The 17,953-nt window shown below is 42.4% G+C and carries 17 protein-coding genes and 1 pseudogene; 12 read left to right on the top strand and 6 right to left on the bottom strand.

Features of this window, described 5'->3' with window-relative positions:
- Nucleotides 1-21: 21 nt before the first annotated feature.
- Nucleotides 22-1,479 carry a CYTH domain-containing protein gene (locus WAK81_RS12475; RefSeq protein WP_422197209.1) on the bottom strand — a complete coding sequence of 486 codons (1,458 nt, stop codon included), beginning with the start codon at nt 1,477-1,479 and terminating at the stop codon, nt 22-24.
- A 328-nt stretch (nt 1,480-1,807) separates the two neighbouring features.
- Between WAK81_RS12475 and WAK81_RS12470 the strand changes: the two genes are divergently transcribed.
- The 4 genes from WAK81_RS12470 to WAK81_RS12455 all read left to right on the top strand — a co-directional run bounded on the left by WAK81_RS12470 (nt 1,808) and on the right by WAK81_RS12455 (nt 5,473).
- Nucleotides 1,808-2,191 carry an Mpo1-like protein gene (locus WAK81_RS12470; protein WP_422197207.1) on the top strand — a complete coding sequence of 128 codons (384 nt, stop codon included), beginning with the start codon at nt 1,808-1,810 and terminating at the stop codon, nt 2,189-2,191.
- 782 nt (nt 2,192-2,973) lie between these two features.
- Nucleotides 2,974-3,594 carry a thiamine phosphate synthase gene (gene thiE, locus WAK81_RS12465; RefSeq protein WP_422197205.1) on the top strand — a complete coding sequence of 207 codons (621 nt, stop codon included), beginning with the start codon at nt 2,974-2,976 and terminating at the stop codon, nt 3,592-3,594.
- A gap of 38 nt (nt 3,595-3,632) precedes the next feature.
- Entirely contained in the window at nt 3,633-4,934 is a 1,302-nt protein-coding gene (gene hemL / locus WAK81_RS12460) for a glutamate-1-semialdehyde 2,1-aminomutase (RefSeq protein WP_422197203.1), read from the top strand.
- Nucleotides 4,935-5,059: 125 nt separating this feature from the next.
- Complete coding sequence (locus tag WAK81_RS12455) at nt 5,060-5,473, top strand: GlcG/HbpS family heme-binding protein (RefSeq protein ID WP_422197201.1); 414 nt, start codon at nt 5,060-5,062, stop codon at nt 5,471-5,473.
- A 60-nt stretch (nt 5,474-5,533) separates the two neighbouring features.
- Here the strand turns inward: WAK81_RS12455 and WAK81_RS12450 are convergent, their stop codons facing one another.
- Nucleotides 5,534-6,217 (bottom strand): hypothetical protein, encoded by a 684-nt coding sequence (locus WAK81_RS12450; RefSeq protein ID WP_422197199.1) that lies wholly within the window; start codon nt 6,215-6,217, stop codon nt 5,534-5,536.
- Between the two features lie 146 nt (nt 6,218-6,363).
- On the opposite strand from WAK81_RS12450, the gene WAK81_RS12445 reads away from it, so the two are divergent.
- The 5 genes from WAK81_RS12445 (at nt 6,364) to WAK81_RS12425 (ending at nt 12,175) form a co-directional block, all read left to right on the top strand.
- Complete coding sequence (locus tag WAK81_RS12445; protein ID WP_422197197.1) at nt 6,364-7,071, top strand: phosphopantetheine-binding protein; 708 nt, start codon at nt 6,364-6,366, stop codon at nt 7,069-7,071.
- 133 nt (nt 7,072-7,204) lie between these two features.
- Nucleotides 7,205-7,849 (top strand): RluA family pseudouridine synthase, encoded by a 645-nt coding sequence (locus tag WAK81_RS12440; RefSeq protein WP_422197195.1) that lies wholly within the window; start codon nt 7,205-7,207, stop codon nt 7,847-7,849.
- Nucleotides 7,850-7,992: 143 nt separating this feature from the next.
- A complete protein-coding gene (rapA, locus tag WAK81_RS12435; protein ID WP_034438179.1) occupies nt 7,993-10,830 on the top strand; it encodes an RNA polymerase-associated protein RapA in 2,838 nt (945 codons plus the stop codon).
- A 142-nt stretch (nt 10,831-10,972) separates the two neighbouring features.
- Entirely contained in the window at nt 10,973-11,239 is a 267-nt protein-coding gene (locus WAK81_RS12430; protein ID WP_422197193.1) for a PAAR domain-containing protein, read from the top strand.
- 135 nt (nt 11,240-11,374) lie between these two features.
- Entirely contained in the window at nt 11,375-12,175 is an 801-nt protein-coding gene (locus tag WAK81_RS12425; RefSeq protein WP_422197191.1) for an alpha/beta fold hydrolase, read from the top strand.
- Between the two features lie 62 nt (nt 12,176-12,237).
- Here the strand turns inward: WAK81_RS12425 and fabR are convergent, their stop codons facing one another.
- Complete coding sequence (fabR, locus tag WAK81_RS12420) at nt 12,238-12,918, bottom strand: HTH-type transcriptional repressor FabR (protein ID WP_422197189.1); 681 nt, start codon at nt 12,916-12,918, stop codon at nt 12,238-12,240.
- 152 nt (nt 12,919-13,070) lie between these two features.
- Here fabR and WAK81_RS12415 point away from each other — a divergent pair, with 152 nt between their 5' ends.
- Both WAK81_RS12415 and WAK81_RS12410 read left to right on the top strand, forming a co-directional pair.
- On the top strand, nt 13,071-14,135 hold the full coding sequence (locus WAK81_RS12415) for a flavin reductase family protein (RefSeq protein ID WP_422197187.1): 1,065 nt from the start codon (nt 13,071-13,073) through the stop codon (nt 14,133-14,135).
- 14 nt (nt 14,136-14,149) lie between these two features.
- Nucleotides 14,150-15,244, top strand: a complete 1,095-nt coding sequence (locus WAK81_RS12410; RefSeq protein WP_422197185.1) for a fatty acid desaturase family protein — start codon at nt 14,150-14,152, stop codon at nt 15,242-15,244.
- Nucleotides 15,245-15,435: 191 nt separating this feature from the next.
- Here the strand turns inward: WAK81_RS12410 and WAK81_RS12405 are convergent, their stop codons facing one another.
- Both WAK81_RS12405 and WAK81_RS12400 read right to left on the bottom strand, forming a co-directional pair.
- Complete coding sequence (locus WAK81_RS12405) at nt 15,436-16,089, bottom strand: HAD family hydrolase (RefSeq protein WP_422197183.1); 654 nt, start codon at nt 16,087-16,089, stop codon at nt 15,436-15,438.
- A complete protein-coding gene (locus WAK81_RS12400) occupies nt 16,056-17,264 on the bottom strand; it encodes a DUF1615 family protein (protein WP_422197182.1) in 1,209 nt (402 codons plus the stop codon). The genes WAK81_RS12405 and WAK81_RS12400 overlap by 34 nt, the downstream gene beginning before the upstream one ends.
- 80 nt (nt 17,265-17,344) lie before the next feature.
- Here WAK81_RS12400 and WAK81_RS12395 point away from each other — a divergent pair.
- Nucleotides 17,345-17,410: pseudogene (locus tag WAK81_RS12395) on the top strand (hypothetical protein); the annotation flags it as partial.
- A 113-nt stretch (nt 17,411-17,523) separates the two neighbouring features.
- Here WAK81_RS12395 and WAK81_RS12390 read toward each other — a convergent pair.
- Complete coding sequence (locus tag WAK81_RS12390; protein ID WP_422197180.1) at nt 17,524-17,796, bottom strand: pyocin activator PrtN family protein; 273 nt, start codon at nt 17,794-17,796, stop codon at nt 17,524-17,526.
- Nucleotides 17,797-17,953 lie beyond the last annotated feature (157 nt).

Here is a 17,953-nt window from a genome sequence, read left to right as displayed (position 1 = left end):
GTGATATTTATTTCAATATTTTTATTTCAGGAATTTACGGCTGACCAGGAACTGTTCGGTCGCTTCAAGCAGTTTCTGCGCATAGACTTCCTGCTTGGCGGTCAGCCAGCCCAGCACAAACCAGTCACTTGCTTCCAGTTCGGTCTGCTGAATATAAACTGCAGAAGAGGCCAGAGTTTGATATTCACTGGCTGCCAGTTGTGCATCATTCAGCGCTTTGCTGTATTTCTGCAAATTTTTTACATCATAGATTGTGGTTAAAATCGGAAAGCTGAATTTGAGTTCCTGAATCCGGCCCGACAATTGATCCAGACTTTCAAAATCAGTGATATCCGTCTGGTTCATTTGTTCCTGCAAGGCTTTATATTGCTGTTGCAAGGTAGTTTGCGCAGCAGTTTTCAAATCTAGCGAGGCATGCTCATTTTCATTTAAACTGAACATCAGCAATTCCAGATAATGATGCACATTCTGGGTAGATTTGACCAGATTACCGAGTTTCTCCTGCGCATACAGAATATCTTTGCTCAGATTTTCTGCCGTGGTTGGATTTTGCAGGAAGCCGGCCAAGCTGTTTTGTATATGTTGCAAATGTTGCAGGTGCTCAAATTGCTGCTTAAAAGCGGCTAGCTGATGTGCCCATTTGTCCGAAAGCTGTGGATGCCAGTCTTTGAACAACAGCAAGGTCAGATACAGCTGATCCAATGCCAGTCGTGCCTGATCAATATGTTCCTGCTCTGCAACCTGTGCCGCAATCGCCGCAATATTTGGTAATAAATGCTGCATCTGCTGTGCAATCAGACTGCACATGGTTTTACTAGCGCTGTCTTTTTTGCTGATCTGAAATTCTTTGCTAAGGGTCGCAGGACTGACGCGCTGTGAAGTGGCCAATAAATTGCCTATTTCGGCCTTGCTACGTACATCGAGCCAGAGCTGGTATTTCTTGACCCATTCAAAACTAAATGCCAGCAGATGTTGAATTGAACCATTTTTTAGTTCGAACTCGACTTCATGTACTTCTTGCTCGGCATCTTGTGTGCGGATCTGTCCAATATCCAGGCTGACTTCGATCTGGGTATCTTCATAATCAATTACCCTTAACGTACGGGAAATATCGGTTTCAAACTGGAGTTGTAGCTGGTCGAACTGATTGCCGAGTGCATTGCTGAGAATTGCCCCGGCTTCTGGAAATTTTTTATAAATATTTAAATCCAGTTCAGGAGATGTGGTTAATTCCCCTAGATCATGATTATGTTCAAAGCGTTCGATATGGCTTTTTCCGGCCGCTTTTAGGGTTTGAACCCAACGTGTACCTTCCAGACGCTGACGCAGTGCCACCCCATGCCGGGCCAGTTGACGGTCGACAGTATCATAATATTTGGCTTGAAGCTGGATCTGTTGAGACTTTTTCGGATCAAGTGCCTTAAGCAGCGCAGTGCGTCGTGCCGCAGGAATCTGGAACTTGAGTTCAACTTCAACCATGATGATCATCCTATCTGTTTAGTGCAATTAAGCACTGAATCTTCACTTGAATAAGGTTCTTAAATTAGGCGGACAGCGGCCGCATTTATATTTTTAGATTTGTGCGCAGCAGATTGTAACCAAAATCAAAATGCATGTAAGACTTGACTGAACAGAAAAAGCTTAAACAGAAGTTTTAAGATTAGATTTCATCGGTTCATTTTAGGCTAAAACGGTAGGATTCAGGCGTTCACGGGGATGTTTAAGATGCATTGAAGCGCGAATCAAAAGGCTGTTATTTGGCTAAAATATACGCTAAGGTAAAACAAAAACGTCAGGATGATGACAGATGAATGTACAAGTACAACCAGAAAGTAAGAATGAGGTGGTGGCTCGGCCCCAGATGCCGATTAAGAATTATCATGAATTTTATCGCTTCTATTTGACCGAACATCGGCATATCATTAGCCGCCGTCTGCACGTGGCCGGCAGTAGCATCGGTTTATACTGTTTTGCTAAAGCCATTCGTCAAGGCAAGCCGCGATATTTTGCCTATGGTTTACTCTCGGGCTATGCCTGTGCCTGGGTCGGTCATTTTATCTTTGAGCGCAATAAACCGGCCAGCTTCAAACAGCCTGTATATAGCTTTATCTCGGACTGGCGCATGTTTGCCGATGTCCTGCGTGGTAATATCAGTTTGATCGACCGTAAATATGATAAAATTTCCAGTTGAGCCAGAATGACTTTTATCGGAATGTGCCCACTTAAAGCATGAAATTTCGATAAAAGCCTTGCAAGTCTAGAATTATTATTCTAATAATTATGTTATTGCAGATTTGGTTTTTTGATCAACCATTATATTTTAATCAATACATCAGTTTTCCAAGCCTGGAGCGACCTTCTCCGGGCTTTTTTTATGCCTGTTTGCTATCAATAAATGTTTAAAATTTTGCTGATGCTATTGTGTAAATATTCATAGAAGAATTCATGTGGATTTGTGCTGAAAGTAAAAGATCCTTTCTGGCTTTGAAACGTCTCCCCACAAACGAATGACTCAAAACCGGAAAGGATCGGGTATTACCAACACAGGTATTTATTTTTCTGTTTATTTTCTGTGTCTAAAGCTATTTAAGACGCTTCGTGCCGATTGGGCTATCCCTGAAAATAGGTATTTTTAATATTAATTAATTTGAGTACGCTTGAGCCAAGCGAAAAAAAAGACAAAAAAAATCGCTCTTAGAATTTTGCAACTTCTCCACCAAGTTATCTGCAAAATCCTAAAAGCGTTTGTCGGAGGGCGTAAGCATTAACACGTTATAATTATTGTTATAAGGCCATTAAAACGCAGATTTGAGAGACCGTATATCCCTGAAAATGGTGATATTTAAGATTTAACTGATAAATTGCGCTAAAAAACTGCAAATCTGCTGCTGCCCGGTCTCAGAAACAGCAGGACTGCGGCAATTAAACCGAGTTATGCCTATAATAGAGCCATCCTAGCAAGTGGCGAGCAAGATGCGCGGTTTATATTTAATTACCAATGATGATCCATTAGAGCTTTTATTGGCGAAGTTGGAAGGTGCAATGGCCAATGGTGGTGTTGCGGTCTTGCAATATCGTCGTAAAAAAGTGGCGAAAGAAGATCAAATTTACGAAATTGAGTACATGAAAGCCATGTGTGCTGAATATGGCGTACCTTTCGTGATTAATGATGATCTTGAAATGGCGGTTAAATACGGCGTGGGTGTGCATTTAGGCCAGGATGATGGTTCGATTGTCGATGCTGTAGCACGTTTGCCTAAAGGCGTGTTGATTGGCCGTAGCTGTAATAACTCACTTGAGCTGGCTGAACAGGCAATTGCTGATGGTGCGAACTATGTGGCATTTGGCGCAATTTATGCTACTGACAGTAAACCTGAAGCCGGTAATATTGGCTTAGATACTTTAAAGTGCGCCAAAGAGAAATTAAACGTACCTCTCTGTGCCATTGGCGGTCTAACGGTTGAAAATTCCAAGGATGTCATTGAGTCAGGTGCGGATTATTGCGCGGTGATTAGTGATATATTGGGACTACCTATGAATGCCATTCCTGAACGTTTAGATGAATGGTCTGCGCTTTTTCAAGCTACAGCATAAAATTTTTTGATTGATTTAATTTTGAGTCGAGTGCCTTCATGAGCTTATCTCCAAAGCAAGAACAATTGTTCAAACAAGCCAATAAACATATCCCGGGTGGCGTCAACTCACCTGTACGCGCATTTAATAGTGTCGGTGGGACGCCGGTCTTTATCGAAAAAGCCCAAGGTGCGTATTTGTATGATGTCGATGGTAAGCGTTATGTGGACTATGTAGGTTCATGGGGGCCGATGATTTTGGGTCATGCACATCCTGCGATTATTAAAGCCGTACAGGATGCTGCGGTCGATGGTTTGAGTTTTGGTGCGCCAACAGTTCATGAGACCACACTGGCAGATATTATTTGCGAGATCATGCCATCGATTGAACTGGTGCGTATGACCAACTCGGGTACAGAGGCGACCATGACCGCGATTCGTTTAGCGCGTGGTTATACTGGCCGTGACAAGATTGTAAAATTTGAAGGCTGTTATCATGGTCACTCAGATTCATTATTGGTAAAAGCCGGTTCTGGTTTATTGACCAGTGGTGAAGGTGAAGCAACGTCTGCAGGTGTTCCAGCGGATTTTGCCAAACACACCTTAACACTTCCATATAATGACATCTCCACTTTAAAAGAATGCTTTGCCAAATTCGGTTCAGAAATTGCCGGTGTGATTGTTGAGCCAGTCGCAGGCAACATGAACCTGGTGAAACCAATTGACGGTTTCCTGCAAGCGATTCGTGATGTTTGTGATGAGCATGGTTCAGTGTTTATCATTGATGAAGTGATGACTGGTTTCCGTGTTGGTCTGGGTGGTGCACAAGCACATTATGGCGTAACTCCGGATTTAACCACTTTAGGTAAAATCATTGGTGCAGGCCTGCCAGTCGGTGCATTCGGTGGTAAACGTGAAGTGATGGAATGCATTGCGCCACTAGGTAAGGTATACCAAGCAGGTACGCTATCAGGTAACCCATTGGCAATGCGTGCCGGTATCGAGATGTTTAAGCATCTACGTGCTGAAGGTTTCTATGAGAAATTGTCTGCGCAACTTGAGAAACTGCTGGTTGGTTTACAAGCTGCTGCGGATGAAGCCGGTATTCCGTTTAAGACACAACAAGTCGGTGGGATGTTTGGTCTGTACTTCACAGATCAAGAAGACATCACGAGCTTCGATTCGATGTTGAAGTGCGATGTCAATGCTTTCCGTAAGTTCTTCCATGGGATGTTAACGCGCGGTGTTAACCTTGCGCCATCTGCGTTTGAAGCCGGCTTTATTTCAGCTGCGCATAGTGATGAAGATATTGCCTACACTATTCAAGCGGCTAAAGAGACATTCTCGGAAATGAATGCTTAAGTTTTAAATCCTCCCTAACCCTCCTTTTTGAAAGGAGGGAATTTTAAGTTTTTTAATTTTAAATTCCCCTTTTTATTAAAGAGGGGTTAGGGGAGATTAAATTCTAAAATTAGAGATATTTATTCATGCAAACCAAACATTATTTGACTTTAAGCGATGCGGAATTTTTATTAGATCAAGCCCATCAATATGCCATTCAGAATAGTTTTAATGTCAGTATTGCTGTGGTAGATGAAACGGGTAATTTGCTTGCGATGAAGCGTATAGATGGTGCAGCACCGATGACTGCAAATCTGGCCGTCGAAAAGGCTAAATGTTCTGCCATGAGTCGCCGTCCATCCAAACTGTTTGAAGATATTATTAAAGACGGTCAAATGGGTTTTCTGACTATGGAGACTTTCTCGGGGATGCTAGAAGGTGGTGAGCCGATTTTGTATCAAGGGCAGCTCGTCGGTGCGATAGGTGTGTCAGGTGTGAAGTCGTTTGAAGATGCGGAGATTGCACAGGTAGCGATTGGAAAGTTTCTAGCGATGGTTTAGAACAGAATAAACTTAGACGTATAAATCACCTCTAAGTTTATTGTTTTCTATTTTAGTTGGTTAAAAATCATAGGTTTCAACTTCTAAATTACATTGGGTATGAACTAATTTGGCATTGAGTGGGTCTGTGAAAAATACTGTCAGTGCATTCGAGTTTTTTTGATTTTTAGGGTAGGCAATAAATAGGTGATTTGAATAATAGTCTTTTTTATTTTTTTCTACTTTTAAATAGCTAGCTAAAGAAAATACGGTATTGGCAATTTTGTTATCTTCATTCCCGTTGATAAATTGCAAAATATGTGATTTTTGAAGGTAGTACATCTTTGAATTTGTACTTGCACTAAAATCATCTACAATTTTTTTAATGTCGCCTATTTGTTCAGTAGATAATTCTGCACCGATCCCTTCACTGACACTGAGTGTAATCGATCTGAGTTGAAAAGGGGATTTAGGCTTAAACTCTGTAAAATAGCCACCATATCCACCTGATGGTCCAGGCTTTGCGGTGAATTTGCTCTTTAATTCTTTGCTTAAAGGATATTGCTTTTTCTCACTTTTTTCTAAGCGATTAATTTCTTGTAGAGAAGATGATGAATAATAAGCAGCGATACTTAAATCTTGATCTATTTTAGTGTAGTTTTTGCATAGTAAAGCATTTTTTAATGCAGTAGAAACTTCAGTATTTGCATATACATATGTGCTTGTCGTTATACAGAATGCGGTGATCAGAACATGTTTTAACATTGTAATTATTTTCCCTGAAAAGACTCAATATTAGCGATTTTATTTAGTGTGCTAAATATGCCTTGAGATTATATTTAAAATATATTTTTGTCTTTAGAATTAAAATTTATAATCATGTCGAATTGATACCTTATATTGACTCTCCCATGCTGTACTCCATGCCCAAAAAAATCCAACTCGTACCATCTCAAGCCAAATGGCAGCTGTCCTCAACACAATCTGTTTTGGTACTGGTAGGACTGCAAAACCTAAGGATGATGGTAGGTATACAAGACAGCGACCTGATGACTCATCTGATCCAGATCAGCAATAAAGCCAAAGCACTGGATATTCCGATTGTCGATCTATACGGCGATGACCTGATGCAAGGCATGCAGCAATTGGGAGAATATGCCTCAACGCATCCGCAGCTAATTTTTGCCGGTCAGGTCACGCCAATGCTGAAACAGATTTTGCCGCATCTGATGAGTGTGACGGATCAAATCGGTGTGGTCGATGATGCGATTTTATTCGCCAATCAGGAACAGCATATTCAGTGGATTGAAAATATTTCGGGACAGGGTATACATCACTTAAATACTTATAGCTTGACTCGCTTATGGGATTTAAGCGCGCCGTCAGAATATGTATTGTCGACCAAAGGTATTATGTTAGCGGTCGCAGAACAGCTAGATATGGATGCTTTGGAAATTGATCCCTATGTCGATTTAAAAAATTATGGTCTGGATTCGGTAGCGATGGTGAGTCTGGTGGGTGTATGGCGTGCACATGGCGCCAATATACGTTATGAAGATGTATTACAGCATCCATCTTTGCATGAATTGGCAGGCTTCATTTTACAATCCTCAGGTTGATGCGCTGCGATTGAGCATTTTTATGACCTAAATCGGAAATTTCATCGCCATTTACATAAATGCGCATTGTAATTATTGGCTAAGCTTTCTATCATTGCCGCCTTGTTTTTCGCGATCAGCCTGGGATTGAACTTTGAGTAATTTTCTAACCGAACATCTGATACATCGTGATGACGATTTCATGGTCATCCACAAACCTGCAGGTTTACTCACAGTTCCCGGTAAAACAGAAGATTTACAAGATTGCCTGATCAACCGTCTGATCAAACTAGAACCCAAAACTTTACTGATTCATCGACTGGATCGAGATACTTCCGGAATTTTGGCCTTTGGTCTGAGCAAGTGGGGACAAAAAACCATTTCCCGTCAGTTTCAGGAGCGCCAGACCGATAAAACCTATCAGGCTGTAGTTGCCGGTACACTCGAAGGTGAAGGCACGATTGAGGTGCCAGTAGTATATGACCCAAGCCGTCCGCCCTTACATATCGCAGATCCCGCACATAACAAGCCAGCCATTACGCATTGGCAGGCGATCGAACATTTTAATCTTCAGGGACAGCCTGTAACCCGGGTGAAACTGACACCCATTACCGGCCGTTCACATCAGCTACGGGTGCATATGCAATATCTCGGACATCCGATTATTGGCGATACCTTATATGCGACACCCGAACAGCAACAGCTCAGCTCGCGTCTATGTTTACACGCGGAACGTTTGAGTTTTTATCATCCTCAAACAGAGCAGCTGGTCGAATTTTATTGTCCGGCGCCGTTCTAGGAAATACTTCTTTAATCGGCGTGAATTATGCTCACTTTTTAGTGGGCTTTATGTCAAAATACATTGCTTGAAGGTGTGAAATTTTGCTCCAATGACGTTTCGTGATTGAGCCTAATATTCATAATCTTGTACTTAAGATAAAGGTGGAAAAATTGCAGCAATTTGCTATTGGTCAACGTTGGTTATCAGATACTGAAACAGAACTCGGTTTAGGCGTTCTTATTGATGTTGATGAGCGGTCGGTCAGCATTTTATTCCCGAAAAGCGATGAAACCCGCGTCTATGCACGCAGCAATGCACCCTTATCTCGTATCGTATTTAATGTGAAAGATGAATTACAGGATCAGGAAGGGACCAAGTGGATTGTAGAATCCGTGGAAGACCGGAATGGCGTGGTACGTTATCATGTCGTTCGTACCCTAGAAGACGGGACTGAAGAACGTAAATCGCTGAATGAAACCCGTATTGGTGCCACCATCCAGCTGTCTAAGCCTTTAGACCGTCTATTGGCCAGTCAGGTTGATTATAAAGAATGGTATGACCTGCGTATTGAAGCGCTGCTAATGCAGGCTAATATGCAAAGCAGTCCACTGCGTGGTTTAGTGGGTTCACGTGTCGGCCTGATTCCACATCAGCTGTATATTGCACATGAAGTTGGTCAGCGTTTTGCACCGCGTGTATTGCTGGCCGATGAAGTGGGTCTGGGTAAAACCATTGAAGCTGGCCTGATCATCCATCAACAACTCAAAACCGGCCGTTCTGAACGTATTCTGATTTTAGTACCAGATTCACTGCAATATCAGTGGATGATCGAAATGCGTCGTCGTTTCAATCTTGAGTTCTCGCTGTTTGACTTGACCCGTACTGCGTCGATCAAAGAGCATGATCCTGAACAAAACCCGTTCTTGACCGAACAAAAAATTATTGCCTCTGTCGATTTGATGGTCGACCATGAAGATCTGCGTGAACAGGCACTTGAAGCAGGTTTTGACCTGCTGGTGGTCGATGAAGCGCATCATTTGATGTGGAGTGAAGAAGATGGCGGTAATGACCGTTATGATCTGGTCGAAGAGCTGGCTGAACATACGCCGGGCGTGTTGTTGTTGACGGCAACGCCTGAACAGCTCGGTGTGGAAAGTCACTTTGCGCGCCTACGTTTGCTTGATCCACAACGTTTTAACTCGCTGGATCGTTTCCTCGATGAAGAAGCGCAATATCAGCATACGGCTAAAATTGCAGAAGTTTTGATGTCAGATCTGCCACTTGAAGCAGAACATTTCACTGCGATTGAAGCCTTGTTAGGTCATCCGATTGAAGATCATCCTGAACAGCGTTTCCGTGCCATTCACGAGCTTTTAGACCGTCATGGTACAGGCCGTATCCTGTTCCGTAACACGCGTGAAGCGATTCAAGGTTTCCCCGGTCGTGACTGTCAGCCAGCGCCATTGCCAGCACCAGAACACTGGTCTAAAGACGGTAAACTACGTGAGCAAATGTGGCCTGAAGAAGCCCAGCTAGATGGCTCGTGGATGGAAGCCGATCCACGCGTGATGTGGCTGATGGAGCGTTTACGTACCGATTTAAAACACAAGAAAGTCTTACTGATTGCGCGTAGCGGGCCAGTAGTAGAAGCACTGGAAAATGTACTGCGTTTACATGCCGGTATTCGTACGGCGATGTTCCATGAAGGCATGAGCTTATTAGAGCGTGATCAGGCTGCCGCTTATTTTGCTGAAGATTCTTATGGTGCACAGATTCTACTTTGTTCGGAAATCGGTTCTGAAGGTCGTAACTTCCAGTTTGCCTCTGATCTGATTCTGTTCGATTTACCTGCGAACCCGGACGTGTTGGAACAGCGTATTGGTCGTCTGGATCGTATCGGTCAGGAAAACCGTATTCAGATTCATGTGCCTTATCTGGTGGGAACGGCGCAAGAGCGTATGTTCCGCTGGTATAACGAAGCTTTGAATATTTTCAGCAATATTTCTCCAACCGCACAAACATTGCAAGAAAACTTTATTGTTCGCTTGAAAGACTGTCTATTGGCGGACAAAGGTCAAGAGTTTGAAGACCTGCTGGAAGAAGTCAGCGTGCAACGTGAAGCGCTGGAAGCTGAATTGCAGGAAGGTCGTGACCGTTTGCTTGAGTACAACTCTTGCCGTCCGGTGGTAGCACAAGAAATTGTCAATGCACTTGAAGACTATGATGACAATACCACTTTGCCGATTTTCATGAAGCGATTTATGGCGTCTACGAATATCGACTTTGATGAGCAAAGTAACGGTACAGTGATCATCAAGCCAACCGATCAAATGCAGGTTCAAGGTTTGACGCTGGACGAAGAGGGGATTACAGCCACCTTCTATCGTGATCAGGCACAAATCCGTGAAGATGCGCAATACTTGACACTGGAACATCCATTCACTGAAAGCGTGATGGAGATGATCAATACCCAAGGCTTTGGTAGCACTAACGTTGCGGTACTAAAATCGGCAGCACTGCCACAAGGTTCGGTATTGTTGGAAGTATGGTTCAAGGTCGATGTGGTGGCACCGAAAGCATTGAATTTGCCATCTAGCTTGCCGCAACAGTTGATTCGTGTCTTGCTCAGTGAAAAAGGTCAGGATCTATCACAGAAGATTGCACCAGAAATCCTGAAACCGTACCTGCATCATTTAGATGGCAATAGCTGCCGTCAGGTGGTGAAAGCACGTCGTGATGTGATTGAAGCACGTTATCAGCAGGCACTTGAACTGGCACGCAGTGCTTTGCCAGGCTTTAAGCAGCAAGCCAAAGAAGTGTATGGCAATAAATGGCAATATGAAATTGATCGCTTGACCTATCTAAAACAGTTCAACCCAAGTATCCGTGAAGATGAAATTGCGCGTTTACAGAAGTTGCAGAAAGAAGGTTTAAGCCTGCTGGATGGTCTATCCGTGACTCCTGAAGCGATTCAGGTGATGGTCGTCGTCAAGCCTTAAGCTTTGATTTATTAAAAAATGCAGCTTTCGGGCTGCTTTTTTTATGGGTAAAATCCAGTTTTATTATTTTTGTCGGAGAATGCTGGTCTGTCATTTTCCTCCTGTTTAAAATCAGCCTACTGAATAATAAGAATGACAAAGTATGTCAAAAGCACTGATTACCCTTGGCACAAAGACCAGTCATGGCGGCATGGTGACTGAATGTGAACCCTCTTTTTTGATCAATGGTATTGCCGTGCATTTAAATGGGATGAAGCATTATTGTCCCAAATGCCAGACCATGGTCGCAGCAATTGCTAGCAACTTATCTATTACAGTCAAAGGACGGGCAGTGGTCATCGCGGGGGATAAGGTCAGTTGTGGGGCGACTTTTCTACCGATGCAACATTTGACTGTATCGCAGAAATAGACTTTAAATTCTGAAGGAATACAGAGAAATGACTTTGAGGTCATGGTTTGAGCATTTTTGCACTGCCGAATGAAGGAATAGATCAGTAAGCTCATCCTACGATTTCAGGATGAATACGCGCTGCGTTTAAAAATAATGAAGCAAGCCCTACATTTTACCCATGCCAATGGCATTCCTTCCGCAACTTATCGGAAGTTTCTGGACTGTTTTCAGCAAGACTATGAAGTCAAAGCGATTCCCTTTATTGGCATGAATCCGCAATATCCGATTACGAGAGACTGGCGTTATCTGGTCGATGAAGTCATTGCAGATATCGAGCAGCAATTCCCTCAGCAGCAAGTGATTGGCTTAGGACATTCCTTTGGTGGTCTGGTGACCCTCATGGCGGCGTATCGACGTCCCGAACTGTTTTCCAAACTGGTCATTATGGATCCACCCTTTGTGATTGGAAAAAACAGCGCCATGTTTGAACTGATCAAAAAGCTGAATCTAAAAAGTGTCGATCGTTATACACCCGCAGGAATTACGCTAAAACGCAAAGATCATTGGTCATCGAAACAGGTCGCAGTTGATGCACTCCGATTTAACCGTCTGTTTAAAAATTTCGATGAACAATGTTTTGCTGATTATATCGAAAGTGGCATTCGGCAAGATCCTGAGCGAGGCGGGGTTACTTTAACCATTGCAAAACAGGTCGAAGCAGAAATTTTCCGGACTGTGCCCGGCTGGTGGTGGCGTACGCCACGACGACCGCCTGAAGTGCCAATTCATCTGATGACTGCAGAGCAAAGCCAGTTTTATCAGCAGGGTTTGCCCCAAGGTATGCAGAAAATTTATCAAATTAATTATTCAGTGGTTGAGGGCGGACATATGTTCCCGCTTGAGTATCCGGAAGCCACTGCAAAGGCGGTCAAAGCCCAACTTGCACTTTTGTAATCATCATAAAAAAGAGACGTTGATTACGTCTCTTTTTATACTACTTCATGCAAGTCGGAAAATTAACGCAGCTGGGAATCTTCCAGATGGCGTGCACCTCCAAGGATCATCCGGATCATGATCATGGTCTGTTCGGCAATTTCTTTGCGGTCTTCGGCAGGCATATCAATCACATTGGCGCCCATGTTGAAGACCAGTTGGGTAATCGCTTTGGCGGCAATATCCGGATGAAATAATTTCTTATTATTTAGGCGTTCCAGACGAATCAAATCTTCCTGAAGTTCCTGCTGAAAATAATTCAACTGACGTTCTACCGCCTGTTTATAAGATTTGGAACCGGTATAACCTTCACGTAATAACAGGCTTAGATTACCTTCATCGGCATCCAGCTGCGCAATAAAAACTTCCACAGAACTGCGGATGATGCTGTTCTGGCGAGAAGCTTGCAGGCGTGCTTCATGCAGAATCTGACGCAATACAATCCCTGCACGATCAATCAGCTCAATGGCCAGTTCATCGATATCCTTAAAATGACGATAGAAGCTGTTCGGTGCAATACCGGCTTCACGCGCGACTTCACGCAGACTTAAAGAGGAAATACTTTTTTGTGGCCCAATCAGATTCAACGCAGCCTGAAACAGTTCTTCCTTGGTAATGGTGGCCTTGCGACCGACACTCCGTACGATAATCGGCTCATCAATGCTTTTCGATTGTAATAGAGATGCGTCACTGCTTATTTTCATTGAAGGCTCGTTCATCAATAGGTTCATGCATGAATCATTTTATTATAACCGAGCCAGTCAAGCTTGTGAAATGATTAGAAACAATACGGTTGTATATACAAATATATATACATGTGTATAATAATTAAAAACCCAAGGTGATGTCGCAAACGATGCATGTACTCCAAAAACTTAAAACGCCGTTGAATGCGCTGTCTGACAGTGTAATCGATCAGCATGCGATTAATTTCTGGATTCAGAAACTCAATCCTGTATGGTCGTTAAATCAGCCATTAGGCAAGATCGTGCACAAAGAAAATGCAGCACAGGATATGCTGAGTCTGAAAATTCAGGTGAATCGCTTATTTAAGTTTGGTGAAGCAGGGCAGCATCATCCGGTCTATGTGGTAGTGAATGGCATTCGTTATGAACGTAGCTATAGCTTAACCCGTGTCGATTCTCAGCATGTGTTGCTGAGTGTGAAAAAAGTCGATGCCGGTAAAGTCAGCACATGGTTTGCAGAACAGGCGCAAGTGGGTGATGTGATCGAATTTGGTCAACCTTATGGTGATATGACCTTGCCTGCGCAGACGAGTCCATTGATTTTGCTTGCAGCAGGGAGTGGTATTACTCCAATGCTCAGTATGCTGGAAAGCTTGAGCAAAAAAGGTGAACTATCTGCACCGGTCACTCTCTGGTACTGGGTTAAAAAAGATCAGGATGCCGCATTTAAAGCACGGTTTGAAGAACTTGCTCAGAAACATGCAAATTTCTCATTTCATGTGTATGCAACTCAAGAACAGCCAGCTGCTGCACGTCTGGATGAAACCTATCTGACCGATCTGCAAAACCTGGAAAATAGCACGGTCTATTGCTGCGGCCCTTCAGGTTTTGTATCAACTGCAGAACAGCTTTTTACTTCAGCACAAGAATTTAAGGGTGAAGCCTTTGGCATGAGTCTGGCGGATCAAAGCGATACCGGCTTTATTAATGTGACGCTAACCCAGTCGAAAAAAATCGTCAGTATTCCAAAAGGCCAGTCCATTCTGGTGAGTCTGGAACAACAAAATATTAAACCGACCCATGGTTGCCGTATGGGCATTTGTAATAAATGTGCCTGCAATAAAGTAGAAGGTTCGACCAAGAATTTGGTCAACGGTGCGCAAAATACCGAACCCGGCAACCTGCTCAAAATTTGTATTAACTCAGCGCAGACTGACCTTGTCATCGACTTATAAGCGAGTTTTATCCTATGAATATGCCAGTAAAATTACAGTATTTTAAAAATCCTAAAAACCGTGAATTAACCCAGTTTGAACTTGATGAGCTTGCACGTGAACTTGATGCAATTAAGCAAGAAGTGCTAGATGATCTGGGTGAAAAAGACGCCAAATATATTCGCCGTGTCTATTCAACCATTCGTTATTCGTCGATTGCCGGTCGCATCTTATTGTTTGCAGGCTGGTTCCCGCCAGCATGGTTGTTAGGTACAGGCCTGTTGGGCTTTGCCAAAATTATGGAAAACATGGAACTGGGTCATAACGTCATGCATGGTCAATATGACTGGATGAATGATCCTAAAATGAATGGTCAGACCTATGAATGGGATATCGTAGGAACTTCAGACAACTGGCGTCAAACACATAACTTCAAGCATCATACTTATACCAATATTAAGGGTATGGATGATGATATCGGTTATGGCCTATTACGCTTGTTCCCGGAACAGCGCTGGAAACCGGGTTATTTATTGCAACCGATTTATGCCGTGCCATTCTGTTTATTATTCCAGTGGGGGGTTGCAATTCAGAATCTTGAATTGGGTAAATACTTCAAAGGTCGCAAAAGCAAAGAGCAGACCAAAGAAGAATGGCGTCCAATGCAGAGCAAAATCGGTAAACAGTTGTTTAAAGATTATGTGTTCTTTCCACTCATCGCAGGTCCTGCGGCTTTACCGGTTTTGACCGGCAATATGGTGGCTAATGGTATGCGTAATATCTGGACCTTTAGTATTATTTTCTGTGGCCACTTTACCAAAGATGTCGAAGTGTTCCCAAAATCAGTACTGCAAAATGAAAGTCGTGGTCACTGGTATATGCGCCAGATCCGTGGTTCATCCAATCTGACCGGTTCTGAAGCGTTTCATATCTTGACGGGTCATTTAAGTCATCAGATTGAACATCATTTGTATCCTGATGTACCTGCACGTCGCTATCGTCAAATGGCATCAAAAGTCCAGGCTGTTTGTGAAAAATATGGCTTGAACTATAACAATGCCAGTCTGGTTAAACAGTATGGCAGCGTGATCAAACGTATTGTGAAATATGCATTTCCGTTTAAGAAATAATTTTTCTTAAAGCTAAAAAACCACTTCAAATGAAGTGGTTTTTTATTTAGGAGGCTAATACTTTAGGAAGTAAAAGTCCTGATTACGAAGCTATTTAATATGATTTCAAGGCATAAATTAAAAAAGTTAATCTGCCATTTATAGAGTTGTCTAAAGGTGTTTGGTAGGTTAACCGGATAGAGTAGAAAGGACTAATATGGCATCGAATTAGATAAAATATTAATTTTCGGAAGCTGTTTATCTCGCCCTTCAAGATAGCGTTTATGCGCCAAACTCAGCATTTCCTCATCTTCCTCACTATTTCCATAAGCATAAATTTCAGCATAATTATCCAGATTATATTTTTCTAGAATTCTAATTTTCTTTTGTATGTTGCTACAGTCAGGAGTTTGATAAAACCCTGTTATTTTCCCAGCTTTGATTTCAACTTTGCTACAGATTAAATCGATATTTAAATAGCTGCAGACTGGTTTTAAATATAAATTCAGAGATGCGGAAACTAGCACCACTTCATGGCCTAATTCTTGATGTTGCCTAAGCTGATCTAATAATTTCGGATTTAACTTAAGCATCAGTTGTTGTGCATAGTCTTGAGCCAAATGCTGAATCTCATCGGCATCACTGTCTTTAAACATGCTGGCATACAACTTGGGACGCATGCGGTGCGCAGGGTAGAGTTTTAAATAATAAGCCTGAATCCACGGCAAAATTTGAATGCCGCGTTTCACAATATGCCGTTTTCTCAAGGCATAAAAAATGAACCCGGTAAAACTGTCATGCAGATACAGGGTCCCATCAAAATCAAATAAGGCTAGAGTTTTAGATTTTTGATTTTGCGCATGCATGTTTGATAACGACCATCGACGCGGGTAGCAAACCAGTTTGTATTATAATCACGACTTAATTTTGGTCCGGAAATGACCACTTCAGGCATGATGGCATAGATCGGGTCTTTACCGGTTGTTTCCTGATAAAGCTTGCTAACGCCACGATAGGTCATCGTATCTTCAAAGTCTTTATCTTTTTCTTTCTTTAAATCAGCTCGGATTTGACGTTCAGTGATAATAAAATTATTTTTGGCAAAGACACTGATTAACTCACGTTCGGATTGACTCTTCTGCGAACGGATCGCGCCATCTTTGGTATAGAGCAATAAATCGCCATCCAGATCGAGTTCGGCCTCAGTTAAATCATTCAGCATACTCTGAAAAGCAGCATTTCGACTGGAATACATGCCCGAGTTATAATCTGCAAAACGGTAAATCGGCTTGTCATAATCTGCCGGATACATCATTAGGCGATGAATGCCATAATACAGACCGCCATATTGACTGTAGAGATCAGTACGTAACTCCGCGATATTGCCGCCTTGGCGTTTATGTTCTTTCGCATAGCTGATATGTACCTGCATTGAACCCAAGGTGGTAATTGGATTCATTTTCTCGCCAATATTCTGGCCGACCAATTTGGCAGCACCAGTCAGGGCGCTAACATGATAATGCTTCGACATATAGTCAAATATTTCACGATATAATTCGTCGAGTTCACGTTCCGTTTTGACCCGGCGCATCTGGCTCAAGTAGTTGTCTTCAGGACTCGGATGGTTCTTGAGAACTTCCTGGAAATATCCTGCAACTGTGCCACCAATTGCTTGACCGAGTTTATCTTTGAATTTTTCGTCGAGACGGCCTTGAACTTCCTTAACAGCCTTTTCACCCAAACCATAAACCGTCGGGTCGGCAACAAAGTTTGATTCCTGATCCACAACTGCCACAATCGTACAAACATTTTCCTTAGTTTGAGGAATGCCAAGCTGTTCGGTAATGTCATAAATATCTTGTGCCCAAGACTCACGCTGATTCACCCGACTAGGAATGGCTTTACGAATATGCTCAACTTCAAGTGTCGGTTCATCATCTTTTGACCACCATGAACCATTGCCACAGCCGGCAAGACCCAGAGAAAGTGCAAGTACAGACAATGACTTAAAAGAAAAACAAGAAGCGAAAGTTTTATTCATGGTGTCGTAAATTAATTGAAAAGATGAGCGAATAAGGCAGATGCAGTATACTATGCTCATCAAAAAAGTGATGAATTTATATGTATATTGGTCCATATCAACTGTCAAACAATTTGATTGTCGCTCCCATGGCAGGTGGGATAGATTAATCATAAATACATTATAAAAATTATTATTTATCAGTATTTTATTAAATAGCCGCATGGTGCAAGGTGCAAAATAGGTGCAACCATGCGGCAATTAATCAATAATTTAGCAATCAATGGTTCATTGCTATCCAGTCTTTCTTAGACTCTTTTTGTATTGCTTCAAGCCAAGATGCCACATCACTTAGATGAACATAAAAAGGTGAATTTCTTCCATCCGATTTAAATGCAGGAAATGGAAGTGTACATTTATTTGCACGTTTATTTGCTTGTTCAATTGTAAGATGAGGCAAGTAATCCGGCAAGAGCTCTTCAAGTTTGATTACAGGTTTACGGTACTTCATGAGTAACATAAAACTGATATCAACTGGATCATCAATTTTCATAGCTGCTCCCATTATGAAATCTCCTTCAAACTTTGTTTTACCGATTCAGGTAACCCAAAAAAATCATTTAGAGTTTTGTCAAATTCACCGCTTTCAATGAATTGATCCATCAGGTTTACTTGCTTATCGATATTGCTATCTTCACAAGGCTCACATG

Origin of the sequence: Acinetobacter sp., from assembly GCF_049284435.1 — a bacterium.
In the GTDB taxonomy this organism is placed as follows: domain Bacteria; phylum Pseudomonadota; class Gammaproteobacteria; order Pseudomonadales; family Moraxellaceae; genus Acinetobacter.
The sequence above is the reverse complement of the archived record's forward strand: the minus strand, read 5'-3'. Positions and strand labels throughout refer to the sequence as shown.